Origin of the sequence: Chthoniobacter sp., from assembly GCF_040003245.1 — a bacterium.
Classification (GTDB): domain Bacteria; phylum Verrucomicrobiota; class Verrucomicrobiia; order Chthoniobacterales; family Chthoniobacteraceae; genus Chthoniobacter.
Genome location: NZ_JBDUCX010000147.1, coordinates 1 through 16655, shown reverse-complemented (window position 1 = coordinate 16655; position 16655 = coordinate 1). Strand labels below are relative to the sequence as shown.

Annotated in this window: 10 protein-coding genes; 4 read left to right on the top strand and 6 right to left on the bottom strand. The window is 62.9% G+C overall.

Annotated elements, in window-relative coordinates; translation table 11 throughout:
- Positions 1–196: 196 nt before the first annotated feature.
- The 3 genes from mtgA to hflX are packed head-to-tail and all read right to left on the bottom strand — an operon-like array spanning position 197 to position 6868.
- Positions 197–913: a monofunctional biosynthetic peptidoglycan transglycosylase gene (mtgA, locus tag ABJF10_RS19235; RefSeq protein WP_348546226.1), complete on the bottom strand. Its 717-nt coding sequence runs from the start codon at positions 911–913 to the stop codon at positions 197–199.
- The gene (locus ABJF10_RS19230; RefSeq protein WP_348546225.1) at positions 910–5475 is read right to left on the bottom strand and encodes a hypothetical protein; all 4566 of its coding nucleotides are present in this window, start codon (positions 5473–5475) and stop codon (positions 910–912) included. The genes mtgA and ABJF10_RS19230 overlap by 4 nt, the downstream gene beginning before the upstream one ends.
- A gap of 58 nt (positions 5476–5533) precedes the next feature.
- On the bottom strand, positions 5534–6868 hold the full coding sequence (hflX, locus tag ABJF10_RS19225) for a GTPase HflX (protein ID WP_348546224.1): 1335 nt from the start codon (positions 6866–6868) through the stop codon (positions 5534–5536).
- A 190-nt stretch (positions 6869–7058) separates the two neighbouring features.
- On the opposite strand from hflX, the gene ABJF10_RS19220 reads away from it, so the two are divergent.
- From ABJF10_RS19220 to ABJF10_RS19210, 3 genes are all read left to right on the top strand, one after another.
- Positions 7059–10223 (top strand): response regulator, encoded by a 3165-nt coding sequence (locus tag ABJF10_RS19220; RefSeq protein ID WP_348546223.1) that lies wholly within the window; start codon positions 7059–7061, stop codon positions 10221–10223.
- A 158-nt stretch (positions 10224–10381) separates the two neighbouring features.
- The gene (locus ABJF10_RS19215) at positions 10382–11734 is read left to right on the top strand and encodes a response regulator (RefSeq protein WP_348546222.1); all 1353 of its coding nucleotides are present in this window, start codon (positions 10382–10384) and stop codon (positions 11732–11734) included.
- Positions 11735–11821: 87 nt separating this feature from the next.
- The gene (locus tag ABJF10_RS19210; protein ID WP_348546221.1) at positions 11822–12952 is read left to right on the top strand and encodes a hypothetical protein; all 1131 of its coding nucleotides are present in this window, start codon (positions 11822–11824) and stop codon (positions 12950–12952) included.
- Positions 12953–12958: 6 nt separating this feature from the next.
- Here ABJF10_RS19210 and ABJF10_RS19205 read toward each other — a convergent pair whose 3' ends face one another.
- The gene (locus ABJF10_RS19205; protein WP_348546220.1) at positions 12959–13813 is read right to left on the bottom strand and encodes a sugar phosphate isomerase/epimerase; all 855 of its coding nucleotides are present in this window, start codon (positions 13811–13813) and stop codon (positions 12959–12961) included.
- Between the two features lie 58 nt (positions 13814–13871).
- Positions 13872–14345, bottom strand: coding sequence for an MOSC domain-containing protein (locus ABJF10_RS19200; protein WP_348546219.1), 474 nt, complete (start codon positions 14343–14345; stop codon positions 13872–13874).
- Between the two features lie 8 nt (positions 14346–14353).
- Between ABJF10_RS19200 and ABJF10_RS19195 the strand changes: the two genes are divergently transcribed.
- Entirely contained in the window at positions 14354–14971 is a 618-nt protein-coding gene (locus tag ABJF10_RS19195) for a molybdenum cofactor guanylyltransferase (protein ID WP_348546218.1), read from the top strand.
- Positions 14972–15250: 279 nt separating this feature from the next.
- Here the strand turns inward: ABJF10_RS19195 and ABJF10_RS19190 are convergent.
- On the bottom strand, positions 15251–16655 hold a 1405-nt coding region (locus tag ABJF10_RS19190; protein ID WP_348546217.1), incomplete at its 5' end, for a BON domain-containing protein.

The following is a 16655-nucleotide window of genomic DNA, read 5'->3' as shown; positions in this document are numbered from 1 at the left end:
GACCGACGACGAGGCCGCCAGCGAGGAATCCCAGGAGGACGTGAACGAGGAGTCGCAGGAGGACGTGAGCACACCGGAAAATTCCGAGGACTCAAGGGGAGCCGTCGGCGGCGCCTAAAGTCAAATCAAGGTAAATCAAGCCTCTCAAGCCTCCCAAAGTTTCTCACGTGAGTATGCCGCGCACTCTTTTCTGAACCTAGCGCGCTGGTAGCTCTGGAAAGCGGACCTGCTTATCCTGCTGCTGGATGTGGGCGATGCGCGCGGCCAGCCGCGGGGAAGGGGAGCGCGGATCCCAGCCGCGTGGGTTCGGCAGGATGGCGGCGAGTGCGCAGCATTGCTCACGCGTGAGGTCGTGAGCGCCGTTGCCGTAGTGCGCGCGGGCCGCGGCTTCGAGCCCGTAGACGCCATCGCCCATCTCGATCACGTTGCCGTAGAGCTCGAGGATGCGGCGCTTGGAGAGCAGCGTCTCCATCCAGAAAGTGTAGTAGGCCTCGAGGCCCTTGCGCAGCCACGAGCGGCCTTGCCAGAGGAAGAGCGAGCGGGCGCATTGCATGGTGATGGTCGAGGCTCCACGCGCCTCCTGGCCGGTGCGTTCCGCCTGCTTCTGCGAGGCGCGGATTTCCCGCCAGTCGAAGCCGTGATGACGAAAGAAACGCTGGTCTTCCGCGATCAGCACGAACTTGAGGAAATCATGCGGCATCCGGGAGAGCGGCAGCCAGGTGTATTGCCGCGCGGGTGCGGGGCGGCCGTCCGGGCGCAACTCCAGCGGTCGCAAGAGCATGAGCGGCGTGACGGGCGGATCGAAGAAGCGCACCGCGGCGACCTCGGCAATCGGCAGCGCCGCGAGAAAGAGACAGAGGAAGACGAGCCAGCGCCACCATCGAGGGCTCGCCGCGCGGGCGGCCTTGCTCAAAGAACCCGAACTTGCGGCGGCGGAATGACGACCGGACGAACGCGCGGAATCTTGATGCGCCCTTCCTCATCCTGAATCGGCGTGATGATCTCCGCGGCACTGATGTCGATGACGTTCGATTCCTTTTTCTTCGTCTCGCGTGCCTTGGTGGGAGGTTCGGGCTCCGCGGCCGGTGGCTCCGGTCGCATCGTGCCTGTGTCGTCGTGCTTCATCGCGGTGAAGGCCGCTTGGGAAGTCATGTCCTCCAGCATCTGGCGCTGGTCGTCGACGAGCTTCTCGATGCGCTCGCGCAGGGAATCGCGCTGGTGGATGATCGTGTCGCGCTCGCGGCGGATGCGGGCGAGATCGCGCTCGGCGCGGGTCTTCAGCTCGCCTTCGGCGGTGGTGAAGGAAGCGCGCTCGTGCTCGAGTTCGCTGACCTTGGCGGCCAGACGGGCCCGCTCGGCGTCGAGTTGGGCCAGCGCATCGTCGCGCTGCTTGACGATCGTCTTGAACTCGCTGGCAAACACGCCGGCCTGCGCCTTATGCGTTTCGCGCGCCTGCTCGAGTTCCGCGGCGACTTTCTCCTTCTCCGCCTGGGCGGCGTCCCGTTCCTGAATGAGTTTCGTGTGCTTTTGCTCTGCTTCCACCGACACTGCGGCGAGCCGCTCGGCGACCGTGGCGCTATCGTGCTTGGCACTGTCGCGGGCGTCCAGCAGCGAGGCAATCTCGGCGGGATACTTGCGTTCGGCTTCGGTCAGCGCGGCGCGCACCTTGTCGCGTTCCATCGTCAGCGCGGACACGGTCCCATTCATCTGCTCGGTCAGCGCGGCGATCGCGTCGGCCTTCTCGTCGCGCAGGTTGTGCACGGCATTCGTGTGATTCTCCTGGAGCCGGGCGATCTTGTCGTCCACCTCGGCGGCGAGGGCCGCTTTTTCGGCGGCGATCTTGGCCACGGCGGCGTCCTTTTCCGTCGAGACGGCGTTGAGCGTCCGCTCGTGCTTGCCGGTCAGCGAGGCGATGGCTTCATGGTGCTCGGCGAGATGCTTCGTGAAGGCGTCCTCACGTGCCTGCAACGACGTGCGGGTTTCGGCCAGCAAACTCTCCGTGGTCGCCAGCTTGCCCTGCAAATCTTCGACGAGCTGGCGCGTGTCCGCCAATTGGCGGTCGGTCTCGAGCTTGGCGTTTTCGAGCTTTTCAAAATTGGAGTGCAGTTCGCCGAGCGTTTTGTCGTGGCTGATGCGGGCGGCGGCAAACTCCGCGGAAAGCGCTTCCTTCGAGGCGCGCAACGCGTCGCGATCCTTGTCGAGCGAGGCAAAGGCCATGCCGTGATCTTGTTTGGCCGCGGCCAGGTCGCCGGCCATCGCCTCGATTTTGCCGAGGAGTTCGTCGCGACTCCGGGTGACATCGGCGAGCGTCTTTTCGAGGGCGGTGCGGGCGGAGGATTGCCCCTCCTTGCTGGAACTCAACTCCAAGTGCTCGGCCCGCAGGGTCACGAGCTCCTTGGTCACCGTCTCGAGCTGTCCACGGAATTTGTCGCGATCCGCCGCCAGTTCGGCGAGGGCCTTCTCGTGCTCCCGACGGGCGGCGCCGGCATCGGTGGAAGCGGCGTCGTGGCTGGCGCGCAGTTTTTCCAGTTCGTCGGCGAGTGCTTTCTTTTCGTCGGCGAGCTTCTCGCCACTGAGGCGCAATTCGGCGAAAGTCTTGGCATCGGCATCGCGGGCCTGCTCGGCGGCGGCGAGGTCGTTCGCAAACCGCTTTTGAGCTTCCTGCTGGGAGGTCTTCGCCTTCGCGACCTCCGCGGCCAGCGCCTCGCGTTCCTTCGCCAGGGCATCGCGCTCGGCGAGCGTCTTCTGATGCTCGTCGCGCAGCCCGGTGATGGTGGTATCGCTGGCCTTGCGGGCGGCTTCCAGTTCGCTGGAGACGCGGGCATGCTCGGCGGTGACGCGGGTGTGCTCGGCGGAAAGTGCTTCGCGGGCCTTGGCGGCCACCGCCGCGGCGGCGAGTGCGGCGGTCGCGGCGGCGAGTTCCTTGGCGAGATTCTCTTTTTCCGCGCGATGCTGCGCCAGTTCGGATTGCTGGGTGGGGATGGTGGCGTTGAGCTGTTGGAGCGACGACTCTTTTTCCGAGAGAGCCGCGGCATGTTGCTGCTGGAGCCGGGCGAGTTCTTCCTGGTGCTGCTCGATGACCCGGGCGTGCTCGGCGCGGGCTTCCGCCAATTCCTGCGTCGTGCTCTCGGTCTCCGCTGCCAGTTTTTGGGCGCGGGCGGTGATCTTGGGGACAGCCGCCGCCTGGGTCTGCAGCGACTTGATCTTCGCGGTCAGGTCTTCGCGTTCATCCTGGAGAGACTTGAGCTGCGCTTGCAGAGTCTCGTTTTCCGTGCGGACCTGCGACGCGTCGCCCTTGGTCTTGTGGTGCTCGGCCTCGACGCCCTGCAGGGTCTGAAGTTTGTTCGCGAGATCTTCGCGCTCGGCTTGCAAGGACTTGAGCTGCGCCTGCAGCTTCTCGTTCTCGGTTTGCGCCTGGGAGGCGGCGTCCTTGGTCTTGTTGTGCTCGCTCTCGACGCCTTGCAGGGCCTGAAGTTTGCCGGTGAGGTCTTCGCGCTCGGCTTGCAAGGACTTGAGCTGCGACTGCAACTTTTCGTTCTCGGTTTGGATCTGCGCGGCGTCGCCCTTGAATTTGTCGTGCTCCGTGGCCACGCCCTGCAACGCCACGACCGTGGCGCCCAATCCTTCGTGTTCGGCCTGGAGCGATTTGAGCTGGGCCTGCAGTTTTTCGTTCTCCGTGCGGAGTTGAGCGGCGTTGCCTTCCACCTGTGCGAAGACCTGTTTCTGGTCCCCGTGCTCGGCCAGCGCTTTTTCCCGCTCGGTGAGTTCGGAGGCGAGCTTTTGCTTCTCGCTGTTCAGCGCTTCCTTCTCCTGCAACAGACTTTTGATCCGCGTGCGGTAATTCTCGATGTCCGCCTCGAACTGGGCGGCGGCGCGGGCCTCCCATTCCTCGGGAGCCGGTGCGGCGGCGATCGTTTCTTGGGCGAAAGCCAGCTTCTTCCGCGTTTCCTCGAGGTCCGCCGTCAGCTTCGCATTCGTGGCTTGAATCGTGCCCGCCTGGTCCTGCGCTTCCTTGAGACCGCGCGCGGCTTCCGTCTCCCGCTTGCGCAGCGCCGCGTCGTGTTCGCGCTGGAGCGTGGCCTGCAATTCCTGAAGCTTCGCCGCGGATTCCTGTTGCAGGCGGTCGGCGGCGGCGAGCTGGCGCTCGACCTTGAGCTTGGCTTCGCGCTCGCGAACGAGCTCCTGCGCATTGTCGCGCTGGCTGGTCTCGAGCACATTGATCCGCCGCTGCAATTCTTCGAGTTGCTTTTGCGAGATGGCGGAGGCGGCGGCGCCCCCGACAGCGGCGGCGGCGACTTCGCCCACGACCGCGCCGATCTTGCCGCGTTTTTGAAATTCCGTGATCTGCTTGGAAAGATTGGCCTGCTGCTGCGCCAGCGCATCGCGCTCGGTGATCAGGTCCTTGATGCGCTGCTCGCTTTGCTGCGAACCCTTGTTCAGCTCCACCTTGAGGTTGGAAAGCTCCATCCGGAAGGCGTCCCGTTCCTGCTGCACCTTGGCGAGATTGTCCGCGCTCTTCGCGGCCACGCTCTTCTCAAATTCGACCTGCTCGTTTTTGTCGTCCGATTCCTTCTTGGCGCGGACCAGTTCGACGATGACTTTTTCCCGTTCATCGAGCAACGACTTCCGTTGCTGGTCGGCGGCGGCCATCTGGCGCTCGTATTCGCCCTTGAGACGGGCCACGAGGTTGCGCATGACATCGCGCGCCTTCAAGGCGTCTTCCTTCGTCATCCGTTCGTCTTCCTCGGAATTCTGAACGGGGAGAACGACCTCAGGCGGCTTGGGCAACGGCGCTGCGGCGGGCGGTGGTGGAGGCGCGGCAGCTTGGGTACTATCGGTGGGGCCGCCGGGGATAATGTTGCGCACGGCCCGCCGCGAACGCAGCCTCTCCGCCAGGGAATCCGCCGCCGCCGCAGTGAGGCCGGCTGACCCGGTACCGCCCTGCTGGTTGCGATGCGCGACCAGCATCTTCATCACTTTCTGCCAGGGGAAACGGACGTCCGCGTTGTCGGAAGGCAGGATCTCAGCCCGGAAAATTCCCGGCACGCGCCGGTAGATTTCCGAAACCGGAATCGTCGTCTGGCCACGCGCGATGCGATCCGCCAGATCCCCAATTTCGAACGAGAGCGGCGTGGCGGGATCGGGCTTTTGATCGCCCAGCAATTGCGCGGGGATGCGCTGGAGAAAATCGCCGAGTTCCAAAATGATCTCGTGCTGCGGTCCTGCGAATCCGGCGAGCGCCGGCGCGGGAATGGAGGACGAACCTGCGGGCGACTCCTTTTTCGGTGGCAGCTTGAAATCCGGATTATACCCGGCCGCCACGGCCGCCGCCGCAATTTGGACAGCAGGATCCACCTTGCGGGGAGGAGCCGGTTCCGCCTTGGTTTCGGAGGCTGTCTCCGGCTTTACCTCGGGCGCATTCTCCGGCGTCTTTTCTTCAGACGCTTTTCGTTTGAAACGATCGAGAAATGACATGATCCGACGTTGTTTTGGAAAGTATTAGCACGTTCTAGTCCCTAGGCGCGGCAAGTTGTTATCCTGTCACAATCAATTTGTCTGTGAAAATTGTCGGGTTGATCAAATTTTCTGCACCACCTTCTTTTAAGAGGTTTTCGCAGGTCTCGGCCAGCCGGGCGGGGAGGACCACAACGAGCCGGACCGAATCGCCCTCGTAGGTGGTCTCCAGCACCCTTGCCTGGCGGTGTAACTGGGCCAGTAACCCCCCGGCGCTCTGGGGGATAAGAAATTCACGGGTGACCATGCCATTGGAAACCAGATCCGCCATGCGCTGGATCAATTCGTCGACACCTTCGCCCGTATGGACCGAGATAAAGACGGCTTCAGGAAAGTGCGTCCGAAGCGCGGCGATGGCCGTAGAATCACGGACTTTGTCGATCTTGTTGAAGACGACGAGCATCCGCTTTTCGTCCGCGCCGAGTTCGGCGAGCACTTTCATGGTCGTATTATAGAAGGCCATGACCTCCGGCTGGCTGGCATCGAGGAGGTGAATGAGAAAGTCAGAAACTGTCGCCTCCTCGAGAGTTGCGTTGAATGCCTCGACGAGCCGATGGGGCAGCTTACGCACGAAGCCGACGGTGTCCGTGAGCAGGAGCGGTTGCTTGTTCGGTAACGCAATTTTGCGAGTCGTCGTATCCAGAGTCGCGAAAAGCTTGTCTTCAATGAGAACGTCCGCGCCGGTCAGCCGGCGCAGCAGCGAGGACTTGCCGGAGTTCGTGTAGCCGACGATCGCGGCGTTTGGGACCGGGGTGCGCTTGCGATCCTTGCGCTGCGTGGCGCGCGACTGGCGCACCTGTTCGAGTTCACGCTTGCAGCGGTCGATGGTGTTGCGAATGCGGCGCTTATCCTGTTCGAGCTGCGTTTCACCTTCACCGCGCGCACCGATGCCGCCGCCTTGCCGGACGAGGTGTCCCCACGCCCGGGTCAGCCTCGGCAGCGAGTATTCCAATTGCGCCAGCTCGACTTGGAGCCGTGCTTCCCGCGTCTGCGCACGCCGGGCGAAGATATCGAGAATCACTTCCTGCCGGTCGATCACCGTCATGCCCGCCAGCTTCTCCCAGTTGCGCTGCTGGCTGGGGGTCAGTTCGTTGTCGAAGATGATCACATCGAGCCCCTGTTCCTTCGCGCGCGCCACGATTTCGTCCGCCTTGCCGGTGCCGATGAGCAGACGCGCGTGCTGTTCGCGGTGATGCACGAGCATGCGGTCCATGATCGGGATGCCCAGCGTCTTGACGAGCTCCTCGAGCTCCTCGAGCAGGCTCGCCGCCTCGGTGCGGCCAGTGACTTCGGTATATGCGCCCACGAGGAGCGCACGCTCCACCATTTTTTCCTTCGCTTTGATGTCGATCATGGGATTTGCCAAGAGAAACAGCATACCTGAAGCGGCGCGACACGCAAAGGAAGACACACCGGGATTTCAGGGTGCAATTTGGCGGGACCGGGCACGAATTACACCTGTCCGGTGGCTCCTCCGCCAGTCCGCCGCCTCATTTCCATCGCCTCCCATGGAATCAGCGGGTAATTGTCCGCGCACCCTTGAGATGAAGAACCTGCTTGTCTGGCAAAAGCTCGCCCTGCTGGGCGCGGTATTTCTGGTTCCGCTCATGGTGGTGACCTACGCGCTTATCTCCTCGGTGCATAGCCTCGGTATCGCCACGGCACGGCACGAACTGCTGGGGGTCGAGTATTCCCGGGCGCTCCAGCAGGTGCTCCATGATCTGCAAGTCCTGCGCGGCTCGGATGCCACGGCCAACGAAGCCGACCGCGCCAGCCGCCGCGTGGACCTGCGACGCGATCTCGCCCTGCTCGACGCAGCCGATGCCAGCCTGCGCCCCCGCTTGCAGATTTCCGACGATTGGCCTGCGTTGGCGGCGCGCTGCCGGAAAATCGCCGCCGCGCCGGTGTCCGCGGAAACGCAGGGAGAAATGGCGCGCATCACCCGTAGCGGCCTCGACTTGCTCAAGAAGGTGGCGGACCACTCGGAGCTGACGCTCGATCCGGACCTGGGCAGTTACTACTTCATGGACTTGTGCCTGTGGAAATTGCCCGAGCATGCCGAGCTGGTTACCCAGGCCTGGAGTCGTTTGGCCGCCAGCGTCCCGGGCCAGCCACTCAATGCCGCGGCCCGCAACGACCTGCGCCGTCTCGCCGGACTCATCGATTTCCTCCATACGCAGGCCAATGAATCGCTCTCGAAAGCCCGGGCGGCGGAGTCCAACGCCGGGAACCATTTGCACGTCCCCGAGCCAGCCGCGGATGCGATCAACTTCGCGGTGGCTTCGGATTCCTGGCAGATGGAACCGGATTCCCTCGCCCAAGCGATGACCCGGCGCCTCGATGCCGACTACAAGCTGGCCAGCCAGGTGAGCTTCGTGCTGGCCGAGTTGCTTGACCAGCGCATCGACCGCTTGCAAAGGCGGATCAATCTCTCCCTGGCCATCGGTGCACTGGGCCTGGTGATCGTCTCCGCGCTCGGCTGGTCGCTCATTCGCGACATCACCCGGCCCTTGGGCGAACTCGCGACTACCGCCGAGGCGATCGAGAGTGGGGAACTCGACGCGCCCGTGACGGTGAAGCATCGGCGCGACGAAATCGGCCGGCTCGCCGATGCCTTGCGCCGCATGATCACCGCGCAGCGCCACAGCCGGCGGAAGCTGGTGGAAAGCAACGTGGCCATGCTGGAGGCGAATGAGAAACTCCAGGCCAAGACCGATGAGGCGCATCGCCTGGCCGAGGAGGCCGATACCGCCAATCGCGCCAAGCGCGACTTCCTCGCGGTGATGAGCCACGAGATTCGGACGCCGATGAATGGCATCATCGGCATGACGGAACTTGCGCTGAACACCGAGCTCACGCCCACGCAACACGAGTACCTGGACATGGTCCGCAGCTCAGCCGAGACGCTGCTCGAACTGCTCAACGACATCCTCGATTTCTCCAAGATCGAGGCGGGTCGGCTCGAACTGGAACAGATCGATTTCGACCTGCGCGACCTGCTGGGCGACACGATGCAATCGCTTGGCGTGCGGGCGCATGCGCGCGGTCTCGAGCTGGCGTTGCAGATTCGTCCTGACGTGCCCGATGCACTCACCGGCGATGCCCATCGCTTGCGGCAGATCGTGGTGAACCTCGTGGGCAACGCCCTCAAGTTCACGGAGCAGGGCGAGGTGACGGTGCTGGTGGAGGTGCTCGACCCGCAGGATCCGCAGTTGAAGTTGCGTTTTGCCGTGAGCGATACCGGCATCGGTATTCCGCCCGAGGCCCAGGCGCGGATTTTCAACGCTTTCTCGCAGGCCGATAGCTCGACGACGCGCCGTTTTGGCGGCAGCGGCCTGGGGCTCGCGATCACCAGCCAGCTCGTGACCATGATGGGTGGCGAGATCAGCGTGCGGAGTGAAGTGGAGCGGGGGAGCACGTTCGAGTTTACGGCGACGTTTGCCCGCCAGCCGGATCGTCCCCCGGTGGAGGTGCCGGAACTGGAGCATCTACGCGTGCTCGCCGTGGACGACAACGCCACCAACCGCCTCATCCTGCGCGAGCTTTTCACGAGTTGGGGCATGGAAGTGGTGGTCGCGGATTCCGCTCCTGCGGCGCTCGCGGCCTTGGATAGCGCGGGGCACGAAGGGCAGCCGATCACGCTCGTCGTCACGGACATGATGATGCCGGATGTCGATGGATTCGGCCTGGTCGAGCGGATGCGGCAGAGCCCCTCGCTCCGCGAGACGCGGGTCATCATGCTCACGTCGTCGAATCGCGCGGAGGATGTGGCGCGTTGCGAACGCATGGGCATCGGCGCGCATCTCGCCAAGCCGATCAAGCAATCGCGGCTGATGGATACGATCGTCGACGTGATGGGCAAAAGGCCGGGCCGCCGCGAGAAGGGGCTCGAGACGGACGTGCCGCGCCAGCGCCCGCTGCGCATCCTGCTCGCCGAGGACAACGCCGTTAACCAGCGCCTCGCGGTGGTGAACCTGGAGTCGTGGGGCCACGCGGTTACCGTCGCGCACGATGGCCGCGAGGCGGTCGAGGCCTTCAGCGCCCGGCCTTTCGATCTCATCCTCATGGATTCCCAAATGCCCCGGATGGGTGGTTTCGAGGCGACGGCGGAGATTCGCCAGCGCGAGGGAGGGCGGGACGGGCGCGTGCCCATCATCGCCATGACGGCCAACGTGATGAAGGGCTACCGCGAGGAGTGTCTTGCTGCCGGGATGGATGGTTATGTCGCCAAGCCGATGCGGCGCCGCGAATTGATCAACGAGATCGCGGCGGTGATCCCGGGTTTTATTTTGGACGGGGAAGAGATGCCAGCGTCGAAAACCGCTGCCGAGGCGGCTGCGCCAGCCGGAGCGGAGACGCGCGACGACGGCGCGCCATTCGACTCTGCGGCGTTGATGGAGAGTCTCGGCGGCGATCGCGCCGTGGTCGCGGAGATGATCCATCTTTGCCTGGACGAAGACGGTCCGCGTCTGCTCGCGAACCTGCGCGATGGCCTCGCCACGCACGACTTTTCGGCCATCGAACACGCGGCCCATGGGCTCAAGGGACTGGTCGGCGAATTCCATGCTCCAGGGGCTCACGCCGCGGCCCGGGAGCTCGAAGACGCCGCGCGCGGGCACGAGTCGGAAGCCATCCCTTCCGGCGCACAGGCGCTCTTTGACGAATTCGACCGGCTGTCCGCGGCCCTGCGGAGATTGCTGGCGGAGTAACATCCAACACCCAACATCGAACATCCAATAGTTACCCATCGCATGACCGAAACTCCTTCGAAGCGGAACATTGGATGTTGGGTGTTCGACGTTGGATGTTGGATGTTCAAAACTCCCCTTTCCGACCGGGGGAATACCTGCTTCTAATCATTCCCGGTATGAGCACTCCAACGCCCGCGAAAGGCCGCATTCTCATCGCTGAAGATGTCCGGGTGATCGCCTTCAAGATGGCCCAAGCTCTCCAGGGTGCGGGCTATATCGTGGAAACGGCGGTCGATGGCGAAGAGTGTCTGAACAAAGCGCGGCAGACGCTGCCCGACCTCGTGGTCCTCGATATCATGATGCCGAAGATGCACGGTATCGAGGTGCTCAAGACCATGCGCGACGAACATCGCACGGCCCGCACCGGCGTGATCGTTTGCACCGCCAAGGATTACAAGACGGAGCATGACGAGGCGGCGCGCCTCGGCGTCTTCGACTTCCTGACCAAGCCTTTCGAGCCCGCGCTGCTGGTGGAGAAAGTCGACGCTTTCTTTGCGCGTCGCGGCGGCTTCAAGGGCGCGCCGGAGTTTCCGACACCGATCATCGCGGACGAAGTTCAACCCGCCACGTTCACCCCGGTCCTCGACCTGACGCGGCTGCGCTACACGCTCTGGGGTACGCGCGGATCCACCCCTGTGCCCGGCGCGCGTTTTCTGCGCCACGGCGGCAATACCTCCTGCATGTCGGTGGGGCTGGGTGATGAGCAGTTCATCTTCGATGCCGGCACCGGCATCCGCGAACTCGGCTTCGATTTGCTCAATACCACGCGGCGCAAGCTGCACCTCTTCATCACCCACACGCATTGGGATCACATCCAGGGGTTTCCATTTTTCGCCCCGGCCTACGTGCCGGGATTTGAGATCACAATCTACGGCGCCGAGGGCTTCGGCAAGGATCTCAAGTCCGTCCTGCGTGGCCAGCTCGATCGCGAATACTTCCCCGTGCAGATGGAGGACATGCAGTCGTACCTGCAATTTCGCCATCTCGCGGAGAATCCCATGCCGATCGGCTCCGCGCTGGTTTCGTGGGAATTCTCGCAACATCCCGGGGCCACGGTGGGCTACAAGATCGAGATCGAAGACAAGAAGATCGCCTGGGTGCCGGACAACGAATTTCTCCAAGGCTATACCGGCCCACCCGAGGACCTGACCCGCGACCACCCGCTGGTCGTGCCGTATGGCCGGATGATCGATTTCCTTTCCGATGCGGACGTGGTCATCCACGAGGCGCAATACACCTGCGAGGAATATCCCAAGAAAGTACGCTGGGGCCATAGCTCGGTCTCCAATGCCTGTGTGCTCATGAAGCTGGCCGGGGTCCGCAAATGGATCGTGACGCACCACGATCCGATGCACGATGACGCGTTCCTCGACGCCAAGCTGCAGGTCACCCGCCAGATCCTCGAACGCCTCGGCCACGAGATGCAGGTGACGCATGCTTACGACGGGGAAACCGAGTATTTTCGTTGACCGGCCCTTCGCTCCTGAGTCGCGAAAGTGCGTTGTTCCACACACTTTCTCTTTTCAGGGGAAAAAGCTGTGGCATTCTAGCCACCCGTGAAAACACCCGAGTCCCCCCGCGCTTATCCCGCTTCTCTGGCCGAGTCGCAGCCCGCCGAAGGCCGCGAAGAAAAACTCGTTCCACGCTATGTCCACGCGCCGGCCTTGCGCGATCATGGCTTGGGCCCCCGGAATCTATATTGGGGTGTCGCCCTGCTCTTTGTCGCGCTGGCCATGCTGGTCGTGGCTATTTTTCTGGCCGGGGCACAGGCGATGGTGTCGGTGGCCACGTGTCTGCTTACTTTCACCGCGCTCTTCGTGCTCGCGCGGCTGCATGTCTTCCGCCAGCGCAACGGCGGTTTCCTGGCCTTGGGGATGATCTGCCTCATCGGTGCGGGCATCCCGCTGGCCGAGAAGGCCTATTCCTCGGCGAAAGGATTCGTTGGTTCCCGCAGTGCTTCCCCCTCGCCGGTGGTCACATTGCACTCGGATGAAGCGGAGGCGCCGCTGCTCACCCAGTCCTTCGCGCTCCCCAAGCCACAGGGCGACGGCAAACAAGTGAAGGTGCTGCGCGACTCTCGCGTGGTGATCGCGGACAAGCCTTTCCTCATCAAGGCGGGCGACCGCTTTCCCCTCATCGGGGCGAAGGGGGACGAAACGACTTTTGCGGTGCGCGACCTGCACGTGTCGCTGCCTTCCAACGTAGTCGAGGTCGTGGATCCGGCGACGCTGGCCAAGGGTGTGAGCGGCACACCGACGGCTTTGCCCGGCACTGCGGCGGCGCCGAAAGCAGCCGGGGCGAAATCAAACTCCGTAGAAGATGCCGAACTGGCCGAACTCACGCGCAGCGCCCAACAGGAAGCCATGCGCCGCTACCCGGCGCTGGCCATCAAGGATTCGCTGGAAAATGCGATGTACGTTTCCACCTACAAACAACTCCGTGACTCCGGGGGCGACGATTTCTTTTCCAATCCGGAATGGCCGATCGAACTCGCCGAGCTGCTCGCCAAGAAAGAAGGCTGGAATCGCGGCGGCGGCCCCATCACCACTGGCCCGGCACCCGTCCTCGACCCGCCAGCGGACGAAGCGCCCGCGGCCCGGCCGCCGACGAGCCCCGGCAATTTTCCGCCGACCGATGCGCTGGATGCCGGCTCGAATCTGCCGCGCGCCGGACGGCCCGCGCGCTGAGTCGCGTTACTTCACCGTCTCGAGATACTTGATGCTCTGCGGCAGGGCTTCTTCCACGGTCGGCGATTCATCCTCGATGAAGTAGTATTTCACGCCGGACTTGGCGGCTTGCTTGAGCACCGCCGGCCAGTCGATCTGTCCCGTGCCGATCGGCACGTCATCGGTCAGCGGCGCCTTGCCGGTGAAAACGCCGCGCACCGCACCTTTGCGCATGTCCTTCAGGTGCATCAGCGCCCAGCGATCCGGATACTTCGCGAGCAACTTCACCGGATCAACGCCGGGGAGGAAGGTCCAAAATACATCCATCTCGTAGGACACGAGGTCAGGCTTGGTCTCTTTCACGAGCATGTCGAAAAAGGTGTCGGACGAACCTTCGCTCACCGGGCGAAATTCATACCCGTGCGTGTGATAGAAAAACTGGATTCCCTCTGCCTTGAACGCCTCACCGAAAGTATTGAAATCGGCCGCCGCCTTCTTCACATCCGCTTCGCCGAACTCGGCGGTGGTATGCGGAATCCAGGCGACCCCCGCGTATTTCAAGCCCCACGCCTTCGCCTTCGCCACGGCCGCCGGCAGATCTTTCTTCAGGTCGTCGTAGCCGAAATGGCTGCCGATCGCGGTGATCCCGCGGGCGGCCAGTTCTTCCTTGAGCTTGTCTGGCGGCAAAGGAATCCCGGCGTAAACCTCCGCGTAATGGAAGCCCAGCGCCTTCGTCTTATCGAGCGCGGCGGTCGGGTCTTTCTTGAAAGTCTCGCGCAGGCTGTAGAGTTGCAGGCCGAGCGGGCCCTTGAAGTCGCCTTGCAGGTCGATGGCCGAGGCGGTGGTGGCGATAGCGAGCAGGGGAAGGAGGAAGCATTTCATGGAGGTGGGGGCGATTATTTGCCCGAAGACGCCCGGCGCGTCGATGGGTTTCTACAGCTCAGCCCACGCGCAGCACGCCGTCGGTCAGGATTTTAGCCCGCAGGCCGCCGCGGCCTTTCAGTGCCTGTTCGGTGCCGGGGGCGAAGGCGGTATCCTGCCAGTAACACGGCGAGCATTCGACGGTGCCCAGAAAGCGCACACCCTGAATGGTGAACTCGCGCCCGATGAGCGCATTCAAATTCACCCCGCGCGTGATCACATTGCGGCGGAATGCGGAGGGGGGCTTGTCCCAGACAGCCAAGAGCGCACAGAGTTCGTCGTAGATTTCACCGCGGAAGAAGGTGATCTGTCCCTTGTAGTCGGGCTTGTAATCCAAATAACGATCGCCCTCCAGACCGCGCCCTGCGAGGCAGTGGATCTCCCGCACCTCGATCATGAGATTGTCTCCCGGCGGCCGCCCATGGTGGCCGACGAAATTATGCCCCGGCGAAATGAAAAGGTGCTGGATGGTGATGGCGGGCTCGTCTGTCATGCGATCTCGTGTCGAAAGATGCCGCCAAATCGCCGCCGTCGCCAACAGGAAATCCTGCGTTCAGCGCCGTGCTGCTGGCGGGTGGAAAATCCACGCGCATGGGTCGCGACAAGGCCGCCATCATCGTCGAAGGTCAGCCGCTGTGGCAGCGGCAACTGGCGACGCTCGCCGCGTTGGGACCGCGCGAAGTCTTCATCTCGGGCCGGCCGGATGGTCCGTACCTGAATGGCGGGACGGAAGTGATTCATGATCTACATCCCAACTGCGGGCCGTTGAGCGGCCTCGAAACCGCCTGTTGGCGGATGCAAACGCCGCTTCTCTGCGTGCTCGCCGTCGATCTGCCATGGATGACGCCGGCCTTCCTGGAACGCCTGGTGAAAATGGCGATGCAGGATGGGCGTGGAGTCGTGCCGCAAAACGGTGAATACTTCGAGCCCCTCGCTGCCGTCTATCCGCGAGCGATACTGAACTTGATCGGCGAGCAAATGCGCCAGTCCGATCTTGCCATGCAGCGCCTGATCCGCCGCGCCATCGAACTCGATCTGGTTATTCCGTATGCGCTCGCGGAAAACGAACGCCTCCTTTTCCGGAATGTGAATACGCCAGCCGCTCTGGCTGGCGACTGAAAGTCATTTTGAAAGAGGCGTAGATCGCCTTCCGAATTTACCACCAACGGCAGGTATTCGGCTTCGATCCAGTCTTTGAGCGGATTTTCAGGCTCTCCCTGTGCATGGCGCTTCAAAGTAACGACGTAGGCTCGTAACGCGATGACGGAGGAGCCCGTTAGGAAATCGAGCTCCAATATCACTTAGATGAGGAGCAGCCAGCCGATAGGGTAATAATTCCTCATAGCATAAGAATCGCCATGAAAACCCTGTGGTTTCCAACTTCGCGACAAAAAGCATTTAGCTGGCGCCCTCCGGACGGTGGGCGACCGGCAAACTCATGACGGTTAGTCGGTTGCGAACGCTGCGGGCGCCGGATTTACGCGCCAGATCCATGGCCGTTTGCCGGGCAGCCAGGGTGTTGACCTCGCCTTTCAATGTGACGACGCCGTTGGCCACCAGCACTTCCATCTTGCGGGCGTCGAGAAGCGGGCTGAACGCAATCTGATTCTCGATTTGGTGCTGGAGTTCCCAGTCACTCATTGAAGCCACTCCGGCCTTGGATCGCAAGATGAGGCCGTCCTCGACATCGGTGACACCATCCACCCGGTAGACGGAATCGATCGCCGTTTCCTTCATGTACGGCGTGTCGATCATTCCACTCAGGTAAACTGTGCCGTGTATGGCTGCGACCTGGATCGGCTCAAATGCCGTCAGGGAATTGCGCATCAGGGCTTCTTCGACCCGATTGGTCAGCACGCTGTCGCTCGGCGGATTCACCGGGCGCACCTTGATGAAGTTCTCCACGCCCAGGACACCGAGGGTGTTGCGCGCATCCTCTTCGGCGGCTTTTCTGGCTTTCAGGTTATCCACCACTCCGCCCAGGGTCACGATGCCGTCGTTGACCGTCACGCGAGTCTGAAACGCGGAAACCCGCGGATCGTCCACCAGCGTTTCCACGACGGCCGTATTCGCGGTCAGGTCCGAGGTGGTTACCGGACGTACGTTACGCTCCATGATCTCGCCTGCAGCCCAATCCACTTGCAATGCCGTGTCGTCGACGGATTGCGCGCCCGCCACCAAGGCATCATTGTAAGCCCGCGCTTTTTCCGCGGCGCTGTGGATCTTTCCGCTGAGGTTCGCCTGCCCTTGGTGGACGGCGACCTTGAGGGCCGTGCCTTCCAGCCATGCGTCTTCGCCCCAGACCCGCGCAATATCCGCTTCCAACTGGCCGTCGGTCACCTTGGCCCGCGGTGCCAGCGCAATCTCATTCCGCACGTCCCGCACGCCACGCACACTCTCCGCCACCTCTTGGGCAAGACGCTTCTCGGGCCAGTGGGCGACCTGGCCATTCAAAGTGACCACGCCCTCCCGCACCGTGGAGGTCACCGCATAGTGCCGGACCGCCGGGTCGGCGGCGAATGCCTTGGTCACATTTCCGTTGATTTGTTCGTCCGTGAGCGGAGAGGGCGTTACCTTGATCTCGTCTATCACGGATTTCACACCTTTGATGGTCTCTGCCAGGGCAACCGCGCGCCTTTTGGCCAGCAGATCGCCCACGCTACCCGAGAGTGTCACGATGCCATCCATCGTCTGGGAGTCGACAAAGTTCGAGGCCAGGCTTTGATCGGTTATGAAAGTCCGATCGATCGCTAGCCCGGATATTTCACGCTTTGAAATTCTCGCGTCGGCAGCGCCGCGCGAT

What these genes read in the sequence shown, in the direction of transcription:
- ABJF10_RS19220 (WP_348546223.1), top strand. Translation starts at nt 7,059, where the DNA reads ATGAAGAACCTGCTTGTCTGGCAAAAGCTCGCCCTGCTGGGCGCGGTA.
- ABJF10_RS19230 (WP_348546225.1), bottom strand. Translation starts at nt 5,475, where the DNA reads ATGTCATTTCTCGATCGTTTCAAACGAAAAGCGTCTGAAGAAAAGACG.
- ABJF10_RS19205 (WP_348546220.1), bottom strand. Translation starts at nt 13,813, where the DNA reads ATGAAATGCTTCCTCCTTCCCCTGCTCGCTATCGCCACCACCGCCTCG.
- ABJF10_RS19215 (WP_348546222.1), top strand. Translation starts at nt 10,382, where the DNA reads ATGAGCACTCCAACGCCCGCGAAAGGCCGCATTCTCATCGCTGAAGAT.
- ABJF10_RS19200 (WP_348546219.1), bottom strand. Translation starts at nt 14,345, where the DNA reads ATGACAGACGAGCCCGCCATCACCATCCAGCACCTTTTCATTTCGCCG.
- hflX (WP_348546224.1), bottom strand. Translation starts at nt 6,868, where the DNA reads ATGATCGACATCAAAGCGAAGGAAAAAATGGTGGAGCGTGCGCTCCTC.